This is a genomic window from Novosphingobium sp. KA1 (assembly GCF_017309955.1).
Lineage (GTDB): Bacteria > Pseudomonadota > Alphaproteobacteria > Sphingomonadales > Sphingomonadaceae > Novosphingobium.
Genome location: NZ_CP021247.1, coordinates 578,578 through 599,893, shown reverse-complemented (window position 1 = coordinate 599,893; position 21,316 = coordinate 578,578). Strand labels below are relative to the sequence as shown.

The following is a 21,316-nucleotide window of genomic DNA, read 5'->3' as shown; positions in this document are numbered from 1 at the left end:
CCGTGTGGCCGGCTTATTCGCTGGTTGCAGCCGCGGCCTTGCGCGCCTTGGCGAAGGGGGAGAAGTCGACATTGCTGTCGTAGACGTCGACGCCCTCGCGCTTCTTGAGCCAGCCGACCACGACGTAAGTCACCGGGGTCAGTACCACTTCCCAGCCGGTCTTGATCGCCCACTGGGTGATTGCAAGGAAAGCGATGGAATGCGGCGTGAAGCCCGCGACGCCGAGGAAGGCGAGGGGGTAGAACAGCGCGCTGTCCACGCCTTCGCCAAGCACGGTGGAGCCGATGGTGCGTGTCCACAAGTGCTTGCCCTGGGTCATGATCTTCATGCGGGCAAGGACAAAGGAATTGACAAACTCACCCGCCCAGAACGCGCAGACCGAGGCGAAGACAATGCGCGGCGTCTGGCCGAAGATCGAGTAATAGGCGGCCTGGTTCGGTGCCGTCACCTGCTTGCCCTCGACGGTGTAGGTGGCCGAGGCAAGCGCCCATTCGGCATTGGCGGGGATGTTCACCACCACCACGCTCATCAGCACCATGAACAGCAGCGCGAAGAAGCCCGCCCAGATGCAACGGCGGGCATTGGCATAGCCGTAGACTTCGGTCAGCACGTCGCCGATGATGTAGGACACCGGGAAGAACAGCACGCCCGCGCCGAACGTGATCGGCCCGAACACGGGGAAGGTGACTTCCGCCTGCTTGGCGGCGCCGATCAGGTTGGAGAGCAGCAGGATCACCACGAAGGCGACCATCACGTAGTCGAAATAGCGGAAATGGCGCCGGGCGCCGGCCATGCCGTCGATACGGGAGAGATGTTCTTCGCTCATCGCTGCCATGCGTAACCCGCCGGCAACGTTCGGCAAAGCACAAGTTGATGGGGATCGATCGGATGTGCGGTTTGCGTGAGCGCAGAACCGCGCTATGGGGAGCCCCGCAGACTTAGCGCGCGCCCGTAGCTCAGCTGGATAGAGCACGAGCCTTCTAAGCTTGGGGTCGCAGGTTCGAACCCTGCCGGGCGCGCCAACTTCTCCCCCATCATCACCGCTAACTGCCTGTGCGAACGCGGTTGCCGCGCGGCTGCGGGCTTGCGGGCGGTGGGAAGGCGTGGAGGCCGGCGTTGCAATGGGCGTCGATCCGTATACGATATATGCAACTACGGAGTGGCGGCGCGCGGTTCGGGATGCGCCGTCCGATCAGGCGGGGAACGTGCCTCCAATGCGCAAATTCATGCAGGGCTGTGCTGTCGGCAGTCTCATTATCGCTCTGACGGCCCCGGCCCATGGGCAAACCACGCCTGAAACCGGCCCGGCGGAATGGGAGCAGCCCGAAGTCATCCGTCAGGGCGCGGAGCCCATGCACACGACGTTCGACGGCTTTGAAACCCGCGCCGGGGCGCTTTCGCGCGACGTTTCGAAGTCGCGCTACCATCTCTCGCTCGATGGCGACTGGAAGTTCCACCTCTCGCCCAGTCCGGAGGCGCGCCCGGTCGATTTCTACAAGCCCGGCTTCGATGTAAGCGGGTGGGGGACGATGAAAGTCCCCGGCATTCTCCAGGCCGAAGGGCACGGCCGCCCGGTCTTTGTCGGCAGCGGTTACCCGTTTCCGCGCAACCAGCCGTGGATCGCGCATGACCTCAACGAAGTCGGCTCTTACCGCCGCGAGTTCACCGTCCCGGCAAACTGGTCGGGCCGCAAGCTGCTGCTGACGGTCGGCGCGGCGGGCGCGGCCTATTACATCTGGGTCAACGGGCAGCGTGTCGGCTATTCGGAGGATTCCAAGCTTCCCGCCGAGTTCGACGTGACGCGCCATGTCCATGCGGGCACGAATACCGTCGCCATCGAACTCTACCGCTTTGCCGATGGCAGCTATCTGGAAGATCAGGATTTCTGGCGCGTCAACGGTATCGAGCGCAGCGTCACGCTCTACGCGGCGCCTGCCACCCATATCCGCGACCTCACCGTCGATGCGGGGCTGGAGAACGACTACCGCGACGGCAAGCTGGACCTCAAGGTCGACCTTTCCGGCAAGCCTGCGGCCATGCGTGTACGGGCAACCGTGCTGGACGGCCAGCGCGAGGTCCTGAAGCGCGAAGGCTCTGCGAACGGCGGCACGGTTTCGCTGGCGGCTTCGCTTGCCGCCGTGCGCTCGTGGTCGGCAGAAGACCCGCAGCTCTATACGCTGCTGGTCGAACTGCTGGACGCGAACGGCAAGCTGGTGGAGGCGACCAGCCGCCGCATCGGCTTCCGCACCGTCGAGATCGCCGGCGGCGAAGTGCGCGTGAACGGAAAGCGGGTGATGATCCGCGGCGTCAACCGCCACGAGCACGATCCCAAGACCTTCCACGTCGTTTCCGAAGCGACGATGCGCCGCGACGTCGAGTTGATGAAGGCGGCCAACGTCAATGCCGTGCGCACATCGCACTATCCCAACGATCCGCGCTTCTATGACCTTGCCGACGAATACGGCCTCTACGTCATGGACGAGGCCAATATCGAGAGCCACGGCTATCTCAGTCTCTCGCAGGAACATGGCAACGATCCCAAGTACTTGCTGGCCACCGATCCCACGTGGCAGGCCGCGCACCTCGACCGGGTGGAGCGCATGGTCCAGCGCGACCGCAACCACCCCTCGATCATCTTCTGGTCGCTCGGCAACGAAAGCGGTGTCGGCCCCAATTTCGAGGCGGCGGGCAAGTGGGTGCGGGCCAACGATCCCACCCGGCTGATCAACTTCCTCGGCTGGAGCATGAGCAACTGGCGCCACCCGACCAACAGCTACGTCGATATCTTCGCGCCGATGTACGACGACGTGCCCAAGATGATCGATTACGCCAAGGATCCGGCCTTCACCCAGCCGCTGATCCTGTGCGAATACGCGCATTCGATGGGCAACAGCCTGGGCGATCTTCAGGGCTATTGGGACGCCATGCGCGCCTATCCCAAGCTGCAGGGCGGCTTCATCTGGGACTGGGTGGACCAGACCATGGAGCTTAAGGACAAAGAGGGCCGCTCCTACTGGGGGCAGGGCCTCGACTACGATCCCGATCCCAGGGCGCCGGGCGTCCACGGCGACGACAGCCCGGTGGGCGACGGGGTGATCCAGTCCGATCGCACGCCCGATCCCGAATACTACGAACTGGCCAAGGTCCAGGCGCCGATCGCCTTTACGCACGACGCCAGCGGCTACCGCGTGGTCAACCGCCACGACCATATCGACCTCTCGCGCTTCACGCTCGATTGGACGGTGATGGAGGACGGCAGAGAAGCCTCTAGAGGTACCCTGACGACCCCTAACGTGCCTTCAGGCGCCTCGGCGCCGCTGACGGTGCCGATCCCGGCGGCGAAGAACCCCTCGGCCGAACGCATCCTGGTCCTGCGTGCCCGCGCCAGGGCCGGAGCGGTGCCGACACAGCCTGCCGGCCATGTCGTCGGCTGGGAGCAGTTCGCACTTTCCGCCCCCGCCGTGGTGCCGGTCGCGGCCGCTACCGTCGCGCCCGCCGAGACCGCCTCGACCCTTCGCCTCGCCGCGGGCGATGCGGTGCTGGAGATCGACAAGGCCACCGGCCTCGTCACCCGCTACGAACGCGGCGGCACCTTGCTGCTGACCGGCGGCGCGCCCAACTTCTGGCGCGCGCCCACCGATAACGATGTGGGCTCCGGCGTGCCCAGGAGCCATGCCATGTGGCAGTACTTCTCCGAGCACCGCCGTGTCGAGCGCATCGAGCGGGACGGCAATGCCATCGTTGTCCACCACGACATGGGCGTCGGCTCGGTGAAGACCGAGACGCGCTGGACGATGGCCGCCGATGGATCGGTGGGCGTCACCGTCCATTTCGAACCCTTGCGCGATACCTTGCCCGATCCGCTGCGTGTGGGTCTCGCTTTCGAGACACCCGCCATGCTCGACCAGGTTCGCTGGTTCGGGCGCGGGCCGCAGGAGACCTATGCCGATCGCAAGACCGGCGGCCTGATCGCGCAGTGGCAGGGCACCGTGGCCGAGCAGTTCCACGACTACGCACGCCCGCAGGAATCCGGCAACAAGACCGATGTGCGCTGGATCGAACTGACGGGCGCCAGGACGGGCGCGAAAGCTGGCCTGCGCGTTACCGGCGCGCAGCCGCTTTCGGTCAATGCGCTGGCGTTCCCTTATGCCGATCTGGCGATGAAGCCGCCCTCGCAGGCGCATAGCTCGGACATTCGCCCGCACGGCAACGGCACGTTGCTGATCGATGCGGCGCAGGCGGGCGTGGGCGGCGATACCGGCTGGAACCTCGATGGCCGGGCCCACATGCCCTACCGCATCGCGCTCAAGCCGCTGACTTATGCCTTCACCATCGGTGCGGCGCGGTGAGACGAAGTCCGGCCGGGCATCGTCCCGGCCGGACTTGGTACCTTCAGAACGTGACGGTGAAGGCGCCGACCACGCGGGCTTTTGACAGCCTGCCGAGCTTGTCGAGGTCGGTGTCGTAATAACGCAGGTCGACCGAGGCGCCGGGCAGGACCTGATAGCTCAGGCCCGCATTCCAGGTCGTGTAGTCGCTCAGGCGGTCGATCTGCTGGCGCGCGGCGGCTGCCGAGATCGAGAGCTTGTCCATCACCGGCGCGGAGGCGCCCAGTTCGACATAGGTGGCGTTCTCGCCGGTCCCGAAATAGTCCCAGGTGTGATACCCCGCGAGGCTGACCGAGGCCGGGCCGACCTTGCCCGACAGCGCCGCCTTCACCTCGAAGGTGTCGATGTCGACAGGCGCATCGACATAGCCGTAGCGCACGAAGCCGACATCGAGCGACACCCCGCCGCCCAGTCTGGCGACATAGCCGCCCCACATGTCCCATTCCTGCTTGATGCCGGCAAAGCGCACGTTCTCGGTCTCGGCGCCGAGATAGAAGCCCTTGTAGCCGAGGTTGACGACGGCAAACACCGCCGGGTCGTTGTCCGACTGGCTGACGCCGCGCCAGACGTAGTCGGTCGTGCCCTTGAGCGTGACGCTGACCGAGAGATCGGATGCCGGCTTGGTCGTGGCGCTTTGGGGCGTGGCGCTTTGGGGAGCGGGGGGGGCGCGGCACCGTCGGTGCCGGCTGCGGCATCCTGCGCCGAGGCGCCCGGAGCGCAGGCAAGACTGGAGAGGGCCGCGGCAAGGCACGCCGCGGCAATCTGGCGGTTCGTCATGTTCGGATAGTCCTTCCCTGTGGCGTGAAGCTCTTACGGCCGCACGCCTTGTCGTGTCGAAAATGCGCGGTTACGGAAAATGCCCGACGCGGGCGCTTGGGAGAGAGCGCATGGCGCGCCCGCGCCGGGCTGGTGCGACCCCGCAGGGTAACGCGGTATTCAAGGCCGCTGCCCGCTTTCGGGGCAGCGGCAAGGCGATCAGAAGAAGCCGAGCTTCTTGGGATTGTAGGACACCAGCAGGTTCTTGGTCTGCTGGTAGTGGTCGAGCATCATCTTGTGCGTCTCGCGGCCGATGCCGGACTGCTTGTAGCCGCCGAAGGCCGCATGGGCGGGATAGGCGTGGTAGCAGTTGGTCCACACGCGCCCGGCCTGGATGGCGCGGCCGAAGCGGTAGCAGGTGTTGATGTCGCGGCTCCACACGCCGGCGCCGAGGCCGAACATCGTGTCGTTGGCGATTTCCAGCGCCTCTTCCTGCGTCCTGAAGGTGGTGGTGGAGACGACCGGGCCGAAGATCTCCTCCTGGAAGATCCGCATCTTGTTGTGGCCCTTGAACACGGTGGGCTGCACGTAGAAACCGCCAGACAGGTCGCCGCCGAGCTGGGCGGCACCGCCGCCGATCAGCACCTCGGCGCCTTCCTCGCGGCCGATGTCGAGGTAGCGCAGGATCTTCTGCTGCTGTTCCTGCGAGGCCTGGGCGCCGATCATGGTCTCCATGTCGAGCGGGCTGCCCTGCTTGATTGCCGCCACGCGCTTCAGCGCCTTTTCCATGAACCGGTCGTAGATCGATTCCTGGATCAGCGCGCGGCTGGGGCAGGTGCAGACTTCGCCCTGGTTGAGCGCGAACATCACGAAGCCCTCGATCGCCTTGTCGAAGAAGTCGTCATCCTGCGCGCAGACGTCCTCGAAGAAGATGTTCGGGCTCTTGCCGCCCAGTTCCAGCGTCACCGGGATCAGGTTCTCGCTGGCGTACTGCATGATCAGGCGGCCGGTCGAGGTCTCGCCGGTGAAGGCGATCTTGGCGATGCGCTTGGAGCTGGCGAGCGGCTTGCCCGCCTCGATGCCGAAACCGTTGACGATGTTGAGCACGCCCGGCGGCAGGATGTCGGCCACCAGTTCGGCCAGCACCAGGATCGAGGCCGGGGTCTGCTCGGCGGGCTTGAGCACCACGCAGTTGCCGGCGGCAAGGGCGGGGGCCAGCTTCCACGCGGCCATCAGGATCGGGAAGTTCCAGGGGATGATCTGGCCGACGACACCCAGCGGCTCGTGGATGTGATAGGCCATGGTGTCATGGTCGATCTCGCCGATCGAGCCTTCCTGCGAGCGGATGCAGCCCGCGAAGTAGCGGAAGTGGTCGATCGCGAGGGGAATGTCGGCAAGCGTGGTCTCGCGGATCGGCTTGCCGTTGTCCCAGGTCTCGGCGGCGGCCAGCTTGGCCAGGTTCTGTTCCAGGCGATCGGCGACGCGCAGCAGGATCAGCGAGCGGTCGGCGGGCGAAGTGCGCCCCCAGGCGTCCTTGGCGGCATGGGCGGCGTCGAGCGCCAGTTCGATGTCGTCGGCATCCGAGCGCGCGACGCGGCAGACCGGCAGGCCGGTGATCGGGCTGACATTGTCGAAATAGCGGCCGGCGACGGGGGCGACCCACTTGCCGCCGATGAAGTTGTCGTAGCTGGCGGCGAAGGGTGACACCAGCACCGAGGGCCGTTCGGAGACGTTCGTGTCGGACATGGTCTTGATCCTCTCTATGTGGTCCGGGCGGGTTACCCGTCCTTGGCTTGAAGAGTGTCAGTTTCCGGGGCGTCCAGACAGGGGGGCGTCGCAAGCCGCCGGGCCGGGTGTATCGCGGGTGAGACGGTCGCGCGGCTCGCCGTTACAATCGCGAAACACGCTGCCGGAACCGGCGTCGGGGCCCGGAAATCCGCCATTTCGCGGCGGCCGGGCAGGGCTGTCGTACCAGCAGGATGGGCGGCCTGTGCTGCCGGGGCAGGGGGATTGGCGCGCGATTGGCAGCGGGATTGATCTGGGGATCGGCAGGGAGACATCGCCGTCGCTGCCCGCCGCTGCGCCGGTTATTGCCCCGGCGCGATGCCCACGCGCTCCATGCGGCGGTACATGGTGGCGCGGCCGATCCCGAGGTCGCGGGCGGCGCGGGTGACGTTGCCGCCCGAACGCGCCAGCGCCTGGCGCAGGATCGCGCGCTCGCTGTCGTCGAAACTGCTGGACGAATCGCCCATCACGTCGGCCAGCGGGCGCGGGCGGTCGAACGGGTTGGTGCCGAGCCGCAGGCTGAGGCGCGCGGCGCGGGTGGCGCCGATCACCAGGTCGTCGCGGTCGACCGCCAGCAGCGAGATCCCGCGTCCGCGCGGCACGCTGCCCTGGCGGTCGGGGCTGTAGACGATGCGGGCGTCGGCATACCGCATGCAGAAGTAGTCGCGCTCGATCTGGCGGGCGGCGTCCTGCACCAGCGCGGCGATCATCGTCGCCATTGCCTCGCCGTGGTCGGCGCGCGCGCTCGAGACGTCGAGCGCGGCGACCAGCCGTCCCTCGGGATCGAAGACCGGGGCGTCCATGCAGCTGACGCCGATGTTGCGGCTGGCGAAATGCTCGCCGCGCAGGATCGTCACCGGGCGCTGCTCGACAAGGCAGGTGCCGATGCCGTTGGTGCCCTCGGCCGCCTCGCCCCACTGGCCGCCGGGGGCCAGGCCGATCGAATCGAACAGGGCCACGTCGCTGGCGCCGGTCCGCGCCTCGATTACCACGCCGTCGATGTTGGAGAGGATGACGCAGCATCCCGTGCGGCCGACGCTGCCGAACAGATGGTCGAGCGCGGGGGTGGCCGCGGCGATCAGTTCACCGCTGTTTTCGCGCAGGGCGGTGAGCGAGGTGCCGCCGATTCGCTCGCCCTTGCGCGAGGCGGCGGGGTCGAGACCGTGATGCAGCGCGGAGCGGCACCAGGATGCGGCCACGGCGGACACCGCCGCGGCATTGCCCTGCTGCACGGTGTGCATGACCTGATCGCTGTGATTCAGCTTGTCGCTGGCCATTCTCAGTCGTCCTTCTCCGCCGTCATGACCCGCCGCTTCACAGAGCCGCAAGGTATCGATTCAGGCGCGGTGATCCTGCTATCGATTGCAGTCCGGACGCAATTCCGGGCGAGTCCGGATAGAGGCGGGAATGTCCCATTCATGAGACGTTCGATCCAGTAAAAAGTGGGCGGCGGGATGGCCTTTTGCGCCGGGCCGCGCGGCAGAATATGCCGTTTCGAAGTGCATTCGTTTGCGATCAATTTGACGCTGGGCGCACATAATCTTGAGTGGGCAAAATTGACCTCGCACCGCGTTGACACGCGAAAAATTTCAAATACGGTCGAGCAACAGAAACGAAATAATATTACAAAATAATATTTCCAGGGGTCGATGTCCGAAGGAAACACGCAGGACCAACTTTATGAGGGGGCTGGTCAATGTTCTTCGGGAATTCGCGTGCCTATATCGGCGTTGATTACGCATTGATGAAATCGTTTTTGGTGCTTTTCAAATAGACATAGAAAAATTTCAGGGAACGTGGTCGCATCTTAGTGTGTCCATGAGGCGGAGCCTTGCTCCGGGCGACCTGCTGCGGCCGTGATGCCGGCAGCAGGAGCGTCATCCTGCATGACCAGGACCTCGCCATGAGGTGATCGCCGTCTCGGCGTGCCCGATGGGATGTCGCCATGGCGCGATCGTCCGGGCCGCCTGCGGGGATACCGTTTCCCGATCGAACAGATTTCGCGGCGTTTTCGCCCGAGCACGTACTGGCCGCCCGCAGGGGCCGGGCCCGGCGCTGCTTGCGTGCACGCCCTTTCCGGACAGCCCAGGTGCTGTTGGCCGGCTGCCGGGTGCGTTTCGGCGGCTGCGGGAAAGTGCGCCCGTCATCGGGGAGGAGCCGACCGCGAGACACAGGGAGAGGCCGTAACCGTGGACATGAACCAGGCAAGGGGGCCTAGATGAAGTACAGGGTATCCGTATCGGCATCGGCGCTGGCAGCGGCGCTTATCATGGGGTCCGCCCCGGCACTGGCGGACGAGCCGGTCGAGGGAGAGGCGAGCGAAGCGGCAGACACCGCCACCGGCGCGATCATCGTCACCGGCACACGCACGATCGGCATGAAGGCTACCGAAAGCCCGGCGCCGATCCAGATCATGACCAGCGAGGCGCTGGGGCGGACCGGCCAGCCGGACCTGGTCCAGAGCCTCGCGCAGAACCTTCCCTCGATCCAGGCGCAGGCCTTCGGCAGCGATCTCCAGGCGCACAACCTGCAGATGAAGCTGCGCGGCCTGTCGCCCAACCACACCCTGATCCTGATCAACGGCAAGCGCCGCCACGGCACGGCCAACGTCTCGATCGCCGGCGGTCCCTACGGGGGCAGCGCGGCGCCGGACATGAGCTTCATCCCGACCGATGCGATCGGCCATATCGAAGTGCTCCAGGACGGTGCTGCCGCGCAGTACGGCACCGACGCCATCGCCGGCGTCATCAACATCATCCTCAAGGATTCCGACCACGGCGGCATGCTCAGCGGCACGGCCGGCCAGTACATGGACCAGGGCGGCGATACCTACAGCGTCTCGGGCAATGTCGGCTTCGCGCCGATCGAGAATTCGCACGTCAATGTGACCGTGCAGAAAAAGAAGAAGGGCTTCAGCTTCCGCGGCGACGTCGACCCGCGCGTCTACGGCAGCAATTCGGTGGCGACCGGCAACCTCACCAAGTATCCCGACCTCGTCAACGCATCCAACTACCCCTACGTCAACCGCATCGCCGGCGATCCCGAGATCGAACAGACCACCGCGATGTACGATGCAGGCTGGGAATCGGGCGATTTCGAGGTCTACAGCTTCGGCAGCTACGGCCACAAATACGCCCGCGCCTACGAGAACTACCGCACCCCCGGCATCGTCGTCTCGGCCGCCGGCGTGCCGCTGTTCCCGACCGGCTTCGCCCCGCTCGAAGCGGTGCGTGAGACGGACTATTCGTTCACCGGCGGCGTCAAGGGCATGTTCGGGGACCTCGGTTTCGACCTCGCCTCGACTTATGGCGACGACGTGGTCAAGGTCTATGTCGAGAACTCGGCCAACGCCACGCTCTACAAGGACACCGGCTTCACCCCGACCGAGTTCCACAACGGCGACTTCAAGGCCTCGCAGTGGAGCAACACGCTCGACCTGACCTATCCGCTCGACATCGGTCTGGCCGAGCCAGTGAACATCGCCGGCGGCCTCGAATGGCGGCGCGAGACTTACGGCATCGTCGCGGGCGATCCGGCTTCCTACTACGGGTCGGGCGCGCAATCGTTCTTCGGCTACGGTCCCAACAATGCGGGCAATTACCACCGCACCAACTTCTCCCAATACCTCGACATTTCCCTGAAGCCCACGCCCGAGTGGCTGGTCGACGGCGCCGTGCGTCACGAGCACTACAGCGACTTCGGCGATACCACCGTGTTCAAGCTGACCTCGCGCTACGACATTTCCGACATGTTCGCGGTGCGCGGCACGGTTTCGACCGGCTTCCGTGCGCCGACCCTGGCGGAAGGTTTCTATTCGGGCATCAACGTGGCGCCGAACGGCGTGGCGGGCGTGCTTCCGGCCAACTCGGCGGCGGCCGCCTCGCTCGGCTTCGGCGGTCTCAAGCCTGAAAAGTCGACCAACTTCAGCGCCGGCGTGGTCTTCACGCCCAGCTCGCGGGTCAGCGTCACCATCGATGCCTACTGGATCGAGATCCGCGACCGCATCATGATTTCCAGCTCGTTCTACGGCTTCAACGGCCAGTATTGCCCCCAGGGCTACTCGGGCTCGAATGCCAGCAGCTGCGTGCCCTACACGGCCGACAACTACAATCTCTACAACCAGCAGGCGGTCTACGACGCGGTTTCCACGGCGCTTGGCGGCGAGATCCCGAGCTACGTGCTGACCGACGTCAACGGCAACCGCAACACCAGCGGCACCGTGGCCGTGCAGACTTTCGTCAACGGCGCCGACATGCGCACCCGCGGCGTGGACTTCATGGCCTCCTACGACATGCCGACCGGCATCGGCATGGTGAACTGGACCCTCTCGGCCAACTACAACGAGAACAAGGTCAAGAAGATCGCCAGCCTGCCCGATGCGCTCTACACCAGCACCGTCAATCCCGCGCGCTCGGCGCTGATCAGCAGCTACAGCGTCGCCACGCTGGAGCACAGCACCCCCAAGGTCCGTGCGACGCTGGGGGCGTACTGGGAATCGAGCCTGTTCTCGGTGAACCTGCGCGAAAGCTACTATTCGAAGGTCTATGCGCTGGAAACCGCGCCGGGCGGCAGCCCGATCGCGGGGCAGGACCTCAAGGTGCCGGTCAAGTCGGCGTTCATCACCGACCTCGAACTGGGCCTGAAGGCGACCGAGAGCATCAAGCTCTCGATCGGCGCGAACAACCTGTTCAACAAGTATCCGACCAAGCGCTCCTACGAAAATATCCGTGCCGCGCAATTGGCTTCAGGGTCAAGTTCTTATGCGTCCAACGTATATCCCACCATTTCGCCCTACGGTATCAATGGTGGATACTACTATGGCCGCGTCACCGTGAAATTCTGATCGATACCATCTGAAGGGTGCTGCGTCCGCCCCCGGATGCAGCACCCATCTATTTCGAGTTTTCAGGGAGTTGCGCTTGTGATGCTATCTGAAATGGGCTGGCTGATCCCCGCGGTCGGACTGCTGGTGGCCGGCCTTGTCGCCGGGTTCGCCGGCGGCGTGTTCGGGATCGGTGGCGGCTTCATTGTAGTCCCCGCACTTTTGCTGATGCTGCCGCTGCTGGGCGGCGACCATGCACAATACGCGCATGTCGCCATCGGCACTTCGGCGGCGACCATCATCGTCACCTCGATCCGCTCGGTCATGAGCCATGCCAAGCGCGGATCGGTCGATTTCGAGATCCTCAAGTCCTGGGCGCCCTGGGTGATCCTGGGCGACGGTGTCGGCGTGCTGCTGGCCAGCCATGTCGACGGCAAGGTGCTCACCATGGTGTTCGCCTCGGGCGTGCTGCTGATGAGCCTCAATTTCCTGGTCCCGCGCGTGGGCGACAAGGTGATCACCGACCAGATGCCCTCGGGCATGCTGCGGGTCGGCATTGCCGGCGGCCTCGGCACGTTTTCCTCGCTGCTGGGCATCGGCGGCGGCACCATCGCGATCATGGTGATGACGCTGTGCGGCCGCTCGATCCACAAGGCGGTGGGCACGGCGTCCGGCGTGGGTACGCTGATCGCCATTCCCAGCGCCATCGGCTTTGCCATCATCGGCCTGCACGACAAGGGCCTGCCCTGGGGCTCGCTCGGCTTCGTCAACCTGCCGGCGACGCTCGCCATCGCCTCGATGTCGGTCCTGACCGCGCCGCTCGGCGTGGCCGCCGCGCACTGGCTGGAGCCGCGCATGCTGAAGCGGATCTTCGGCGTCTACCTGATCGTGATCTCCATGGTCATGTTCCACAATGCTCTGAAAATCTGACGGAAAAACCACCTGTTTCGCGAAGGAGTTTGAAAGATGCAGCTTGAGCAAGACATGCTGGCCGAGCGTATCGGCGGTGAAGAGGTAACGCAGGATCTGCTGGCGCGCGGTTATTCGCGCCGCAACCTGGGCAGGATCGCGGCGCTGCTGGGCGGCGGCATGGCGGCGATGCAGGTCATGCCGGCCAGCGCGCAGCAGGCCGCCAAGGCGGTGGCGGGCGCGGTGCGCATCGGCGCCAACGAGTGCTGGACCGGTCCGTTCCCGGCCGGCGCGCAGGCGGCCATGGCGATCGTCTCGCAGGGCAACCGCTACGAGCCCAATGACGACCACGCCAAGCTTTTTGCGGCGGTCGCCCAGGTCGAGGGCATTCCGGTGGACCACGTGGTCGCCTGGCCGGGGTCGAGCGACCCGCTCAGCCGCACCGCGATCACCTTCGCCTCGCCCTCGCGCGGGATCGTCACCGCCGACCCGACCTACGAATCGATCTGGCGCACCGGTGCCTGGATCGGCGCCAAGGTCACCAAGGTGCCGCTCACCTCGGACTATCGCCATGACGTGAAGGCCATGCTGGCCGCCGATCCCAACGCCGGGCTCTACTACATCTGCTCGCCCAACAACCCGACCGGCACGCTGACGCCGATTGCCGACATCGTCTGGCTGGCCGAGAACAAGCCCAAGGACGCGGTGCTGCTGGTGGACGAGGCGTACATCCACTTCGCCGGCACCGAAAACGCCGCCAAGCTCGCCGCCTCGCGCGACGATGTGCTGGTGATGCGCACGTTCTCCAAGCTGTTCGGCATGGCGGGCATGCGCCTTGGCCTGACGCTCGGGTCCAAGGCGCTGCACGAGAAGATGATGCGCTATGACGGCGGGCAGGTCACCTCGATGCTGCCGATGACGGCGGTGGCCTGCGGCACCGCCTCGCTGACGCTGGCCGACCAGATCAAGGCCCGCCGCGACCAGATGATCGCCGCGCGCGAGGCCAGCATCGCCCATGTCGAGAAGCGCGGTCTCAAGGTGCTGCCGGGCAGCCATGCGAACATGTTCATGGTCGACTGGGGCGGCAAGCCGCCCAAGGCGATGATGGAGGCGCTGCTGGCGCAAGGCGTGCAGATCGGCCGTTCGTGGAGCGCCTATCCGACGATGTCGCGCGTGACGGTGGGCTCGGCGGAAGAAATGCAGAAGTTCCGCCTCGCACTCGACAAGGTGCTGATGGCCTGATCGCCGGCATCGCCCCTGCCGCGCCGGTTCATGGGGGCATGGACCGGATGGCGGCAGGGCGATCGCCCGTCAGGTTGGACCCGGTACGCTCCGCAAGGGGAGGGGCGTGCCGGGTCCGTTTTTTTGGGGGCAGGGCGGACTTTCCGGGTAGGCCCCATTGCGGACATCAACTGTGTGTGTGATCTTCAATTCGTGAAGTCATATTTCCCCCTCCCATTCCTGTTCTTCCTCGCTGCTTGTGACAGTACCGAAGGTATTCCGATCCTCCCCGCCAAGAGTGATGTCGATCGAATTGAGCAACGTATTTCCCAAATTGCCTGTGTCGGCGATTTATCTCACTGGGAAAGGCAGTATCAATTATTGCAAGATTTGAAGAGCAGGTCAGCTACGCGAGGGAAGGTATACCCAGGTATCATTTCTTTCAGGCTCAGACGAGGTGATTATACTTACCCTATTAAGCCGGTTCGTGTCAGATTAACCGTAATGGAAGGATTTCTCGGCGGTATCGATGACAGGCCGGGCTACTGGGCGGACGGCCAGTTCGATACAGCCTCAGGTGAACTCACATTCAACGGATGCAGTTACTCCAAAGGCGGTTAAGGCAGCTAACCACCTAAAGTCGTCGTTCCCGCGAAGGCGGGAACCCCGCTGTTCCCTTTCAAGGGTGGAGTTTTGCCTCCAGATAGCGGGGCCCCGGCCTTCGCGGGGGCGACGAGACATGGGAGAGGCGTTGGATGGGCAACTTTCCACCCAAAGTCGCCCCCGCCACCCGCTCAGGCTGAGCTTGTCGAAGCCCCCGAGACGGGGCGGAAGGCTTCCCATCCCTCGACAGGCTCAGGATGAGCGGGGTGGGTGGGGCAGAGGTTCGCCTTCCCCCCACATTCCTGCGGTCTGAGGCATTGCGTGGCCGAAGGCCCTTTCGCCGTCCTCAACAATGAGAGCGCAACGTGAAGAGCAGGGCGCAAGGTGGACGCTCCGAGGGTCCGGGGGATCATCCCCCGGAATCTGCCCTTTTCTTCTGAACCGTTCTGCCTCAGCCCGGCAGGCTTCCCGTCTGGCGCAGCGCCTCGCCCAGCGCGAGGGCGGCGGCGGTGGCGAGGTTCAGGGAGCGGACTTCGGCGCGCAGCGGGATGCGCACCCGCTCGTCGCAGATGTCGGAGACCGATTGCGGCACGCCCGCGCTTTCCTTGCCGAACAGCAGGATGTCGTCGGCTCTATATTCGAACGCATAGGCCGACCGGGTGGTCTTGGTGGTGAACAGCACCAGCCTGCTGGAACCCACGGTGGCGCGGAAGGCCTCGAAGTCGGCGTGGCGGGTGACCGAGACGTGGTCGATATAGTCCATCGCGGTGCGGCGCACGCGCTTGTCGTCCCATTCGAAGCCCATCGGCTCGATCAGGTCCACGGTCGCGCCAAGGCAGGCGCCGAGGCGCATGACGGCGCCGACGTTTCCGGCGATTTCGGGTTCGAACAGGGCAATACGCATGGCCGCTGCTTGGCGGCGTCGGGCGTGGCTTGCAAGTCTGCTTGCGCGAAATCCTGCCCCGTTTCCGCTTGCCAAGGTCCAGTAATGCCCTTTTATATGATTAAAGAGATAGGGCGTTTTCTAACCAGGTGGAATCACCTGGTGACTCGGAAAACGCGACAAACAAACGATAAGTAGAGCGGCCTTCGGTTTGGACCGAACGGATCACGCTCTGAAATAGTGAGGATGCCGCGACTGTCATGCCCGTAGACCCGCAGGAAAACCGCGACGCGCTGGGGCGCAATCTTACGTATGGGCTGCTTGACCGTCTGGGCTCCCAGATCGTCGGCGGCACCTGGACGGGGCGTTCGTTTCCCACCGAAATGGAACTGTCGCAGCAGCACGGGGTCAGCCGCTCGGTCACGCGTGAGGCCGTGAAGATGCTCACTGCCAAGGGCCTCGTTACCGCGCGGCCGCGGCAGGGCACCTCGATCCTGCCGGTCAGCCAGTGGAACCTGTTCGATACCGACGTGCTGCGCTGGATGCTGGAGCGGCGCTTTTCCATCGACCTGCTCAGGCAGTTCAGCCAGCTGCGCGTCGCCATCGAACCTGCCGCAGCGGCGCTGGCGGCGCAGGCGGCCAGCGAAGAGGGGCGGGCGCTGATCGAGGCGGGCTTCGCCCGCATGCAGGCCGCCGAGGCCGGGCAGGACGATGTGCTGGAGGCGGACGTCGCCTTCCATGTCGCCATTCTCAAGGCCTCGGGCAATCCGTTCTTCGGGCAGTTCCGCGACGTGGTTTCCACCGCGCTCAAGACCTCGATCCACTACACCAACCGCATCGTCGGGCGCAGCGCCGACCTCGATGCGCACGAGGGGGTGATGCGCGCGATCCTCGCCCGCGACCCGCACCTGGCCCGCGCGCGGATGGAAAAGATCATCGTCGATGTCCTCGGCGCCATCCACCACAACGAAAGCGCGGGCTGATGGGTGGGCAGGGCGGTTGACCGTCCTGAACATATATATCATACAAATAAGCGAAGAGTGGGGAGCCTGAACTGCATGGGCCCGGTCACGCGCGTGATCGGGCGGGCTCCCGACTGTGCCGAGAACAGCTGCCTCAGCGACACGTAAGAGAGCCCCTGAAAGACATGACCGACACCCCCCAAATCGTCCGGCCCCGGATTCTGACGACCGACCGCCGCAAGGCCATGGCGCTTGGCGCAGCCGGTCTGGCGGCGACGACGCTGCAGCAGATTGCGTGCGCGCGAACGGAAGCGGTCGCCGCTGCCGCTGCGGCCGGTCCGCGCCGTACCTGGCTGCTCGACCGGGGCTGGCGCTTCCACATGGGCCATGCGGCCGACATGGCCAAGGATTTCGACTGGGGCATCAACCAGCGCACGTATGCCAAGCCCGGCCTTGTCACCTCTCCGGCAGCCGTCGCCGATTTCGACGAGAGCGGCTGGTCGCCCGTCTCGGTGCCGCACGACTGGGCGGTGGACCTGCCTTTTGCGCCGCCCGCCGCGCCCGCGCCGGAAGACAAGGCCGATGCCGTCGCCGCGCATGGCTTCAAGGCGATCGGCCGCGCCTTCCCGGAAAACAGCGTGGGCTGGTATCGCCTGCGTCTGCCTGTCGGTGCGGCGGACAAGGGCCGCGCGGTCTGGCTTGAGTTCGACGGCGTGTTCCGCGCCTGCAAGGTCTTCGTCAACGGCTTCGAGGCGGGCGGCAGCGAGAGCGGCTACGCGCCGTTCAAGGTCGATATCGCCGATTTCCTCGACTACGAGGGCGGGCCGAACCAACTGGCCCTGCGCGTCGATGCCTCGCTGGGCGAGGGGTGGTTCTACGAAGGCGCGGGCATCTATCGCAACGTTCACCTGGTCAGCGCCGATGCCGCCCACGTGCCGCAGTGGGGCACCTGCGTGCGCAGCGAGATCGACGCCGCGGGTGCCCGGGTTTCGCTGGCGACGACGCTTGCCAACCAGTCCGAGGGCACGCTGGCGGTAACGCTGCGCCAGACGGTCCGCGACGGTGCAGGCCGCGAGGTCGCGCGCGCGGCGGAGCGGCAGGTGGAACTGGCGCCGCTCGGCCGGACCGAGACCGCGCAGGAGACCCATATCGCCGCGCCGCAGCTGTGGTCGCCCGCAAGCCCGGTGCTCTACACGCTCATCACCGAAGTTCTGCGTGACGGCGCGGTGACGGACCGCACCGAGACGCCCTTCGGCATTCGCACCGTCACCTTCGATGCGGTGAAGGGCTTCACCATCAACGGCCAGAACGTGAAGCTGATGGGCGTGTGCAACCATCAGGACCACGCCGGGGTCGGCAGTGCGATCCCCGATGCGCTGCACGCATGGCGGGTCGACCGCTCGATCGAGATGGGCGTCAATTCCTGGCGCAGCGCGCACAATCCGGCGGCGCAGGCACTGCTCGACATCTGCGACCGCAAGGGCATGATGATGATCGCGGAAACGCGGCTCAACACCACCAACCCGGAAGCGATGGACGAGCTGGAGCGGATGATCCTCTCCTCGCGCAACCACCCCAGCGTGATCCTGTGGTCGGTGGGTAACGAGGAAGGCCATCAGGGCAGCGAGCGTGGCCGCCGCATCTCGGCCGAACTGGTCGCGCGCTGCAAGGCGCTCGATCCCACGCGCCTCACCACCCAGGCGATGGATCAGGGCTGGGACGGCGGCGCCGCCGAGGCGGTGGACGTCGTCGGCTTCAACTACCGCACCGACAAGATCCCGGCCTGGCACCAGCGCCACCCGAACAAGCCGGTGATCGGCACCGAGACGGGCAGCACCGTTTCCACCCGCGGCGCCTACGAGAACGACGCCGCGCGCCATATCGTCAAGGCCTACGACACCGAGCACCCCTGGTGGGCCTCCACCGCCGAGGAATGGTGGACCATCGTTGCCAACGCGCCCTATATCGCCGGCGGCTTCATCTGGACCGGCTTCGACTACCGCGGCGAGCCCACGCCCTATCCGGCGTTCCCCAGCGTTGCGAGCTACTTCGGCGCGATGGACAGCTGCGGCTTCGCCAAGGACAACTACTATTATTACCGCGCCTGGTGGCGGCCGGACCAGCCGCTGGTGCACTTGCTGCCGCACTGGAACTGGGCGGGCCGCGAAGGCCAGCCGATCCCGGTCTGGGCGCACGGCAACTGCGAGGAGATCGAACTCCTGCTCAATGGCAAGAGCCTTGGCCGCAAGACCATGCCGCGTAACGGTCACCTCGAATGGCAGGTGGCTTACGCCCCCGGCAAGCTGGAGGCGCGTGGCTACAACGGCGGCAAGCTCGCCGCGCAGGACATGCGGGTGACGGCAGGCGCTCCGGCCCGGCTGCGCGTGACGGCCGACCGCAAGCGCTATACCGCCGCGATTGCCGATGCGGCGATGCTGCGGATCGAGGTGCTCGACAAGGCGGGCAATGTGGTGCCGACCGCCGACAGTGCGCTGACGTTCGCGGTGTCCGGCCCGGGCACAATCATCGGCCTCGGCAACGGCAATCCGACCTCGACCGAGCCGGACAAGGGCTCGACGCGCAAGGCGTTCAACGGGCTCGCGCAGGCCATCGTGCAGGGCACCGGCGATAGCGGGGCGGTGCGCGTCACCGTCTCGGGCGCGGGGCTGGCCAGCGCGGCCATCGACCTCAGCTTCCATTCCTGAAGGACATGCATTCCATGAAAGCCATCCGCGCCGCGCTTGCGGCTGCCACCCTGTTGTCGGCTGCTCAGGCCCCTGCGGCTGAAAAGGCGGCCGACAAGCTCTACCTCGGTGCCGACTTGTCCTTCGCCAATGAGATGGAGGACTGCGGCGCGGTCTTCCGTCAGAAGGGCAAGCCGGTCGATCCCTTCGTGCTGCTGAAGCAGAAGGGCGGCAACATCATGCGCGTGCGCATCTGGAACGACCCCGAGTGGACGCACTATTCGAACTACGAGGACGTGCTCAAGACCGTGCGCCGCGCCCATGCGGCGGGCCTCGAAGTGCTGCTGGACTTCCACTATTCGGACGACTGGGCCGACGGCGACAAGCAGATCGTCCCCAAGGCCTGGGCGGGCATGACCACCGAGCAGCAAATCGCCGCGGTGCATGATTACACGCGCGAGGTGCTGGCCAGGCTCGATGCGGCGGGCCAGCTGCCCGAACTGGTGCAGGTCGGCAACGAGACCAATCCCGAGGTCATGGGCGGGGTCAAGGCCAAGGCGATCGACTGGAAGCGCAATGCCAGCCTGCTGAACGCGGGTGTTGCCGCCGTGCGCGAGACATCGAAGGCCACCGGCAAGCCGATCAAGGTCATGCTCCACATCGCCCAGCCCGAGAACGTGCTGCCCTGGTTCGACGACGCCACGGCGGCGGGCGTGCTCGATTACGACATCATCGGCATCAGCTATTATTCGAAGTGGTCGACCTACAACCTGTCGGGCCTCGCCAAGGTGATTGCGGCCGCGCACCAGCGCTACGGCGCCGATGTCATGGTGGTGGAGACCGCCTATCCCTTCACCGAGGAAAGCGCCGATGCCTCGACCAACCTGCTGGGCACGGATTCGCTGATCCCCGGCTATCCGGCGACCCCCAAGGGCCAGCTCAAGTACCTTGAGGACCTGACGCAGACGGTGGTGGATGCGGGCGGCAACGGTGTTGTCTACTGGGCGCCGGACTGGGTCTCGACCCAGTGCAAGACCCGCTGGGGCACCGGCTCCAACTGGGAAAACGCCGCCTGGTTCGACCTCAAGCGCCATGAAGTGCTGCCGGCGATGGACTTCCTGTCGAAGTCGTACGCCAAGACGGCGAAGTAACCAGCCTTCAAGCAGTTAGCCGGGAAGGCCGCCGGGAAGGGGGCAGGCTGATACACGCAAAAACGGGAAGGGTGTCCCGGGGGACAACCCTTCCCGTTCCTGTTGCCTTCCCGTCTCGGTGGCGGGTCGGAAGTGTTTAGAAGCGGTAGCCGATGCCGACCACGCCGGCGTCACGGCCGCCGAAGTTCGATTCGTATTCGGTGCGCTGGTATTCGGCCGAGATGTAGGTCTTCGGCGTCACCGAGTATTCCAGACCGCCGCCGTAGCGCACGCCTTCCAGCGAGTAGTTGCCGCCGGCCACCGGCTCGAAGCGGGTGTTGGTGTAGCCGACCTTGGCAAAGGCGAGGACCTTCGGGGTGACCACGTAGCCGGCGCGCACCGAGGCGGTGAGATCGCGGCTGACGTCGGTCGCGGCGCTGTCGGTGGTGGCGTCGCCGAGGGTCACTTCGGGGCCGATGGTGATGCGGGGGGCAACGCCGATGTCGTAGCCGGCGTTGACGCCGTACGAGAAGCCTTCATCGCCCTGGATCTTGTCGAAACCCATGGTGATTCCGGCGCGCGGGCCCGTGAAAGGCTCGCCGTCCTGCGCAAAGGCGGGGACCGAAGCCGAAGCAGCGAGAGCGGCGGCAGCCGAAAGAACGATGTACTTCATAAGATTCCTCATAATTCCATTATAAATATAGATCCAAAGGGCGGCGTTCATCGACCAGTAAATCGAGTATTACTCGACCTGCGGTGCTTTGCTTGGTTCGTTTCTGCCATGTTGCTCGGACATTTCGGGGGGGTGATATGTTTGTCGAGCAACCCCTTGGGATGAATTTGCTATGGTCGTTCAAGGGTGTACTCAAAATTAATGGGCCGTAATGTCGGCGTTCACAAATGTGACAGCTTCGTCATGGCGCCGGCCGGTTCGTGGCGATTTTGGGGCAGCGGCCGGGCGGGCGGGGCGCTGCGCAGGCCCTTGTGCGCCCTGCCGGAAGGGCCTGGAATCGCCGTTTCATCGGGTTTTCAGCAGGCCTGCTGCGGCTTGTGCCCAGGATGCGCGGGCTGCGCGTGATGGGGCGCCGCAAGGTGATGATTTTGCGCCACAAGGTTACACTTTTGCACAAACCGGCGGCACTTTTGCCAAGGCAGCAGGCACGAAAAAAGGGG

The 21,316-nt window shown here is 65.4% G+C and carries 14 protein-coding genes and 1 tRNA gene; 9 read left to right on the top strand and 6 right to left on the bottom strand.

The window, feature by feature from the left end; genetic code table 11:
• Positions 1-13: 13 nt before the first annotated feature.
• Complete coding sequence (locus CA833_RS02990; protein ID WP_207079197.1) at positions 14-826, bottom strand: queuosine precursor transporter; 813 nt, start codon at positions 824-826, stop codon at positions 14-16.
• A 119-nt stretch (positions 827-945) separates the two neighbouring features.
• On the opposite strand from CA833_RS02990, the gene CA833_RS02985 reads away from it, so the two are divergent.
• Together CA833_RS02985 and CA833_RS02980 are read left to right on the top strand one after the other, a co-directional pair.
• A tRNA-Arg gene (locus CA833_RS02985) sits at positions 946-1,022 on the top strand.
• A gap of 192 nt (positions 1,023-1,214) precedes the next feature.
• On the top strand, positions 1,215-4,349 hold the full coding sequence (locus tag CA833_RS02980; RefSeq protein WP_242526239.1) for a glycoside hydrolase family 2 TIM barrel-domain containing protein: 3,135 nt from the start codon (positions 1,215-1,217) through the stop codon (positions 4,347-4,349).
• Positions 4,350-4,392: 43 nt separating this feature from the next.
• On the opposite strand, the gene CA833_RS02975 is transcribed toward CA833_RS02980, so the two are convergent.
• The 3 genes from CA833_RS02975 to CA833_RS02965 all read right to left on the bottom strand — a co-directional run bounded on the left by CA833_RS02975 (position 4,393) and on the right by CA833_RS02965 (position 8,206).
• Entirely contained in the window at positions 4,393-5,139 is a 747-nt protein-coding gene (locus CA833_RS02975) for a TorF family putative porin (RefSeq protein ID WP_207079196.1), read from the bottom strand.
• Between the two features lie 224 nt (positions 5,140-5,363).
• Complete coding sequence (adh, locus tag CA833_RS02970) at positions 5,364-6,890, bottom strand: aldehyde dehydrogenase (protein WP_207079195.1); 1,527 nt, start codon at positions 6,888-6,890, stop codon at positions 5,364-5,366.
• 341 nt (positions 6,891-7,231) lie between these two features.
• Positions 7,232-8,206, bottom strand: a complete 975-nt coding sequence (locus CA833_RS02965) for a helix-turn-helix domain-containing protein (protein ID WP_207079194.1) — start codon at positions 8,204-8,206, stop codon at positions 7,232-7,234.
• A gap of 941 nt (positions 8,207-9,147) precedes the next feature.
• Between CA833_RS02965 and CA833_RS02960 the strand changes: the two genes are divergently transcribed.
• From CA833_RS02960 to CA833_RS02945, 4 genes are all read left to right on the top strand, one after another.
• On the top strand, positions 9,148-11,772 hold the full coding sequence (locus CA833_RS02960; protein WP_207079193.1) for a TonB-dependent siderophore receptor: 2,625 nt from the start codon (positions 9,148-9,150) through the stop codon (positions 11,770-11,772).
• A gap of 81 nt (positions 11,773-11,853) precedes the next feature.
• The gene (locus tag CA833_RS02955; RefSeq protein WP_207079921.1) at positions 11,854-12,681 is read left to right on the top strand and encodes a sulfite exporter TauE/SafE family protein; all 828 of its coding nucleotides are present in this window, start codon (positions 11,854-11,856) and stop codon (positions 12,679-12,681) included.
• 36 nt (positions 12,682-12,717) lie between these two features.
• Positions 12,718-13,902: a pyridoxal phosphate-dependent aminotransferase gene (locus CA833_RS02950; RefSeq protein WP_142632349.1), complete on the top strand. Its 1,185-nt coding sequence runs from the start codon at positions 12,718-12,720 to the stop codon at positions 13,900-13,902.
• A 192-nt stretch (positions 13,903-14,094) separates the two neighbouring features.
• Complete coding sequence (locus tag CA833_RS02945) at positions 14,095-14,502, top strand: hypothetical protein (protein WP_207079192.1); 408 nt, start codon at positions 14,095-14,097, stop codon at positions 14,500-14,502.
• 433 nt (positions 14,503-14,935) lie between these two features.
• Here CA833_RS02945 and CA833_RS02940 read toward each other — a convergent pair whose 3' ends face one another.
• Positions 14,936-15,388: a tRNA (cytidine(34)-2'-O)-methyltransferase gene (locus CA833_RS02940; protein WP_207079191.1), complete on the bottom strand. Its 453-nt coding sequence runs from the start codon at positions 15,386-15,388 to the stop codon at positions 14,936-14,938.
• 239 nt (positions 15,389-15,627) lie between these two features.
• Here CA833_RS02940 and CA833_RS02935 point away from each other — a divergent pair, with 239 nt between their 5' ends.
• The 3 genes from CA833_RS02935 (at position 15,628) to CA833_RS02925 (ending at position 20,164) form a co-directional block, all read left to right on the top strand.
• The gene (locus tag CA833_RS02935) at positions 15,628-16,350 is read left to right on the top strand and encodes a FadR/GntR family transcriptional regulator (RefSeq protein WP_142632352.1); all 723 of its coding nucleotides are present in this window, start codon (positions 15,628-15,630) and stop codon (positions 16,348-16,350) included.
• Between the two features lie 164 nt (positions 16,351-16,514).
• Positions 16,515-19,034, top strand: coding sequence for a beta-galactosidase GalA (gene galA, locus CA833_RS02930; RefSeq protein ID WP_242526238.1), 2,520 nt, complete (start codon positions 16,515-16,517; stop codon positions 19,032-19,034).
• Positions 19,035-19,048: 14 nt separating this feature from the next.
• Entirely contained in the window at positions 19,049-20,164 is a 1,116-nt protein-coding gene (locus tag CA833_RS02925) for a glycosyl hydrolase 53 family protein (RefSeq protein WP_242526237.1), read from the top strand.
• Positions 20,165-20,300: 136 nt separating this feature from the next.
• Here CA833_RS02925 and CA833_RS02920 read toward each other — a convergent pair whose 3' ends face one another.
• Positions 20,301-20,816: a porin family protein gene (locus CA833_RS02920; protein WP_142632355.1), complete on the bottom strand. Its 516-nt coding sequence runs from the start codon at positions 20,814-20,816 to the stop codon at positions 20,301-20,303.
• Between the last annotated feature and the right edge of the window lie 500 nt (positions 20,817-21,316).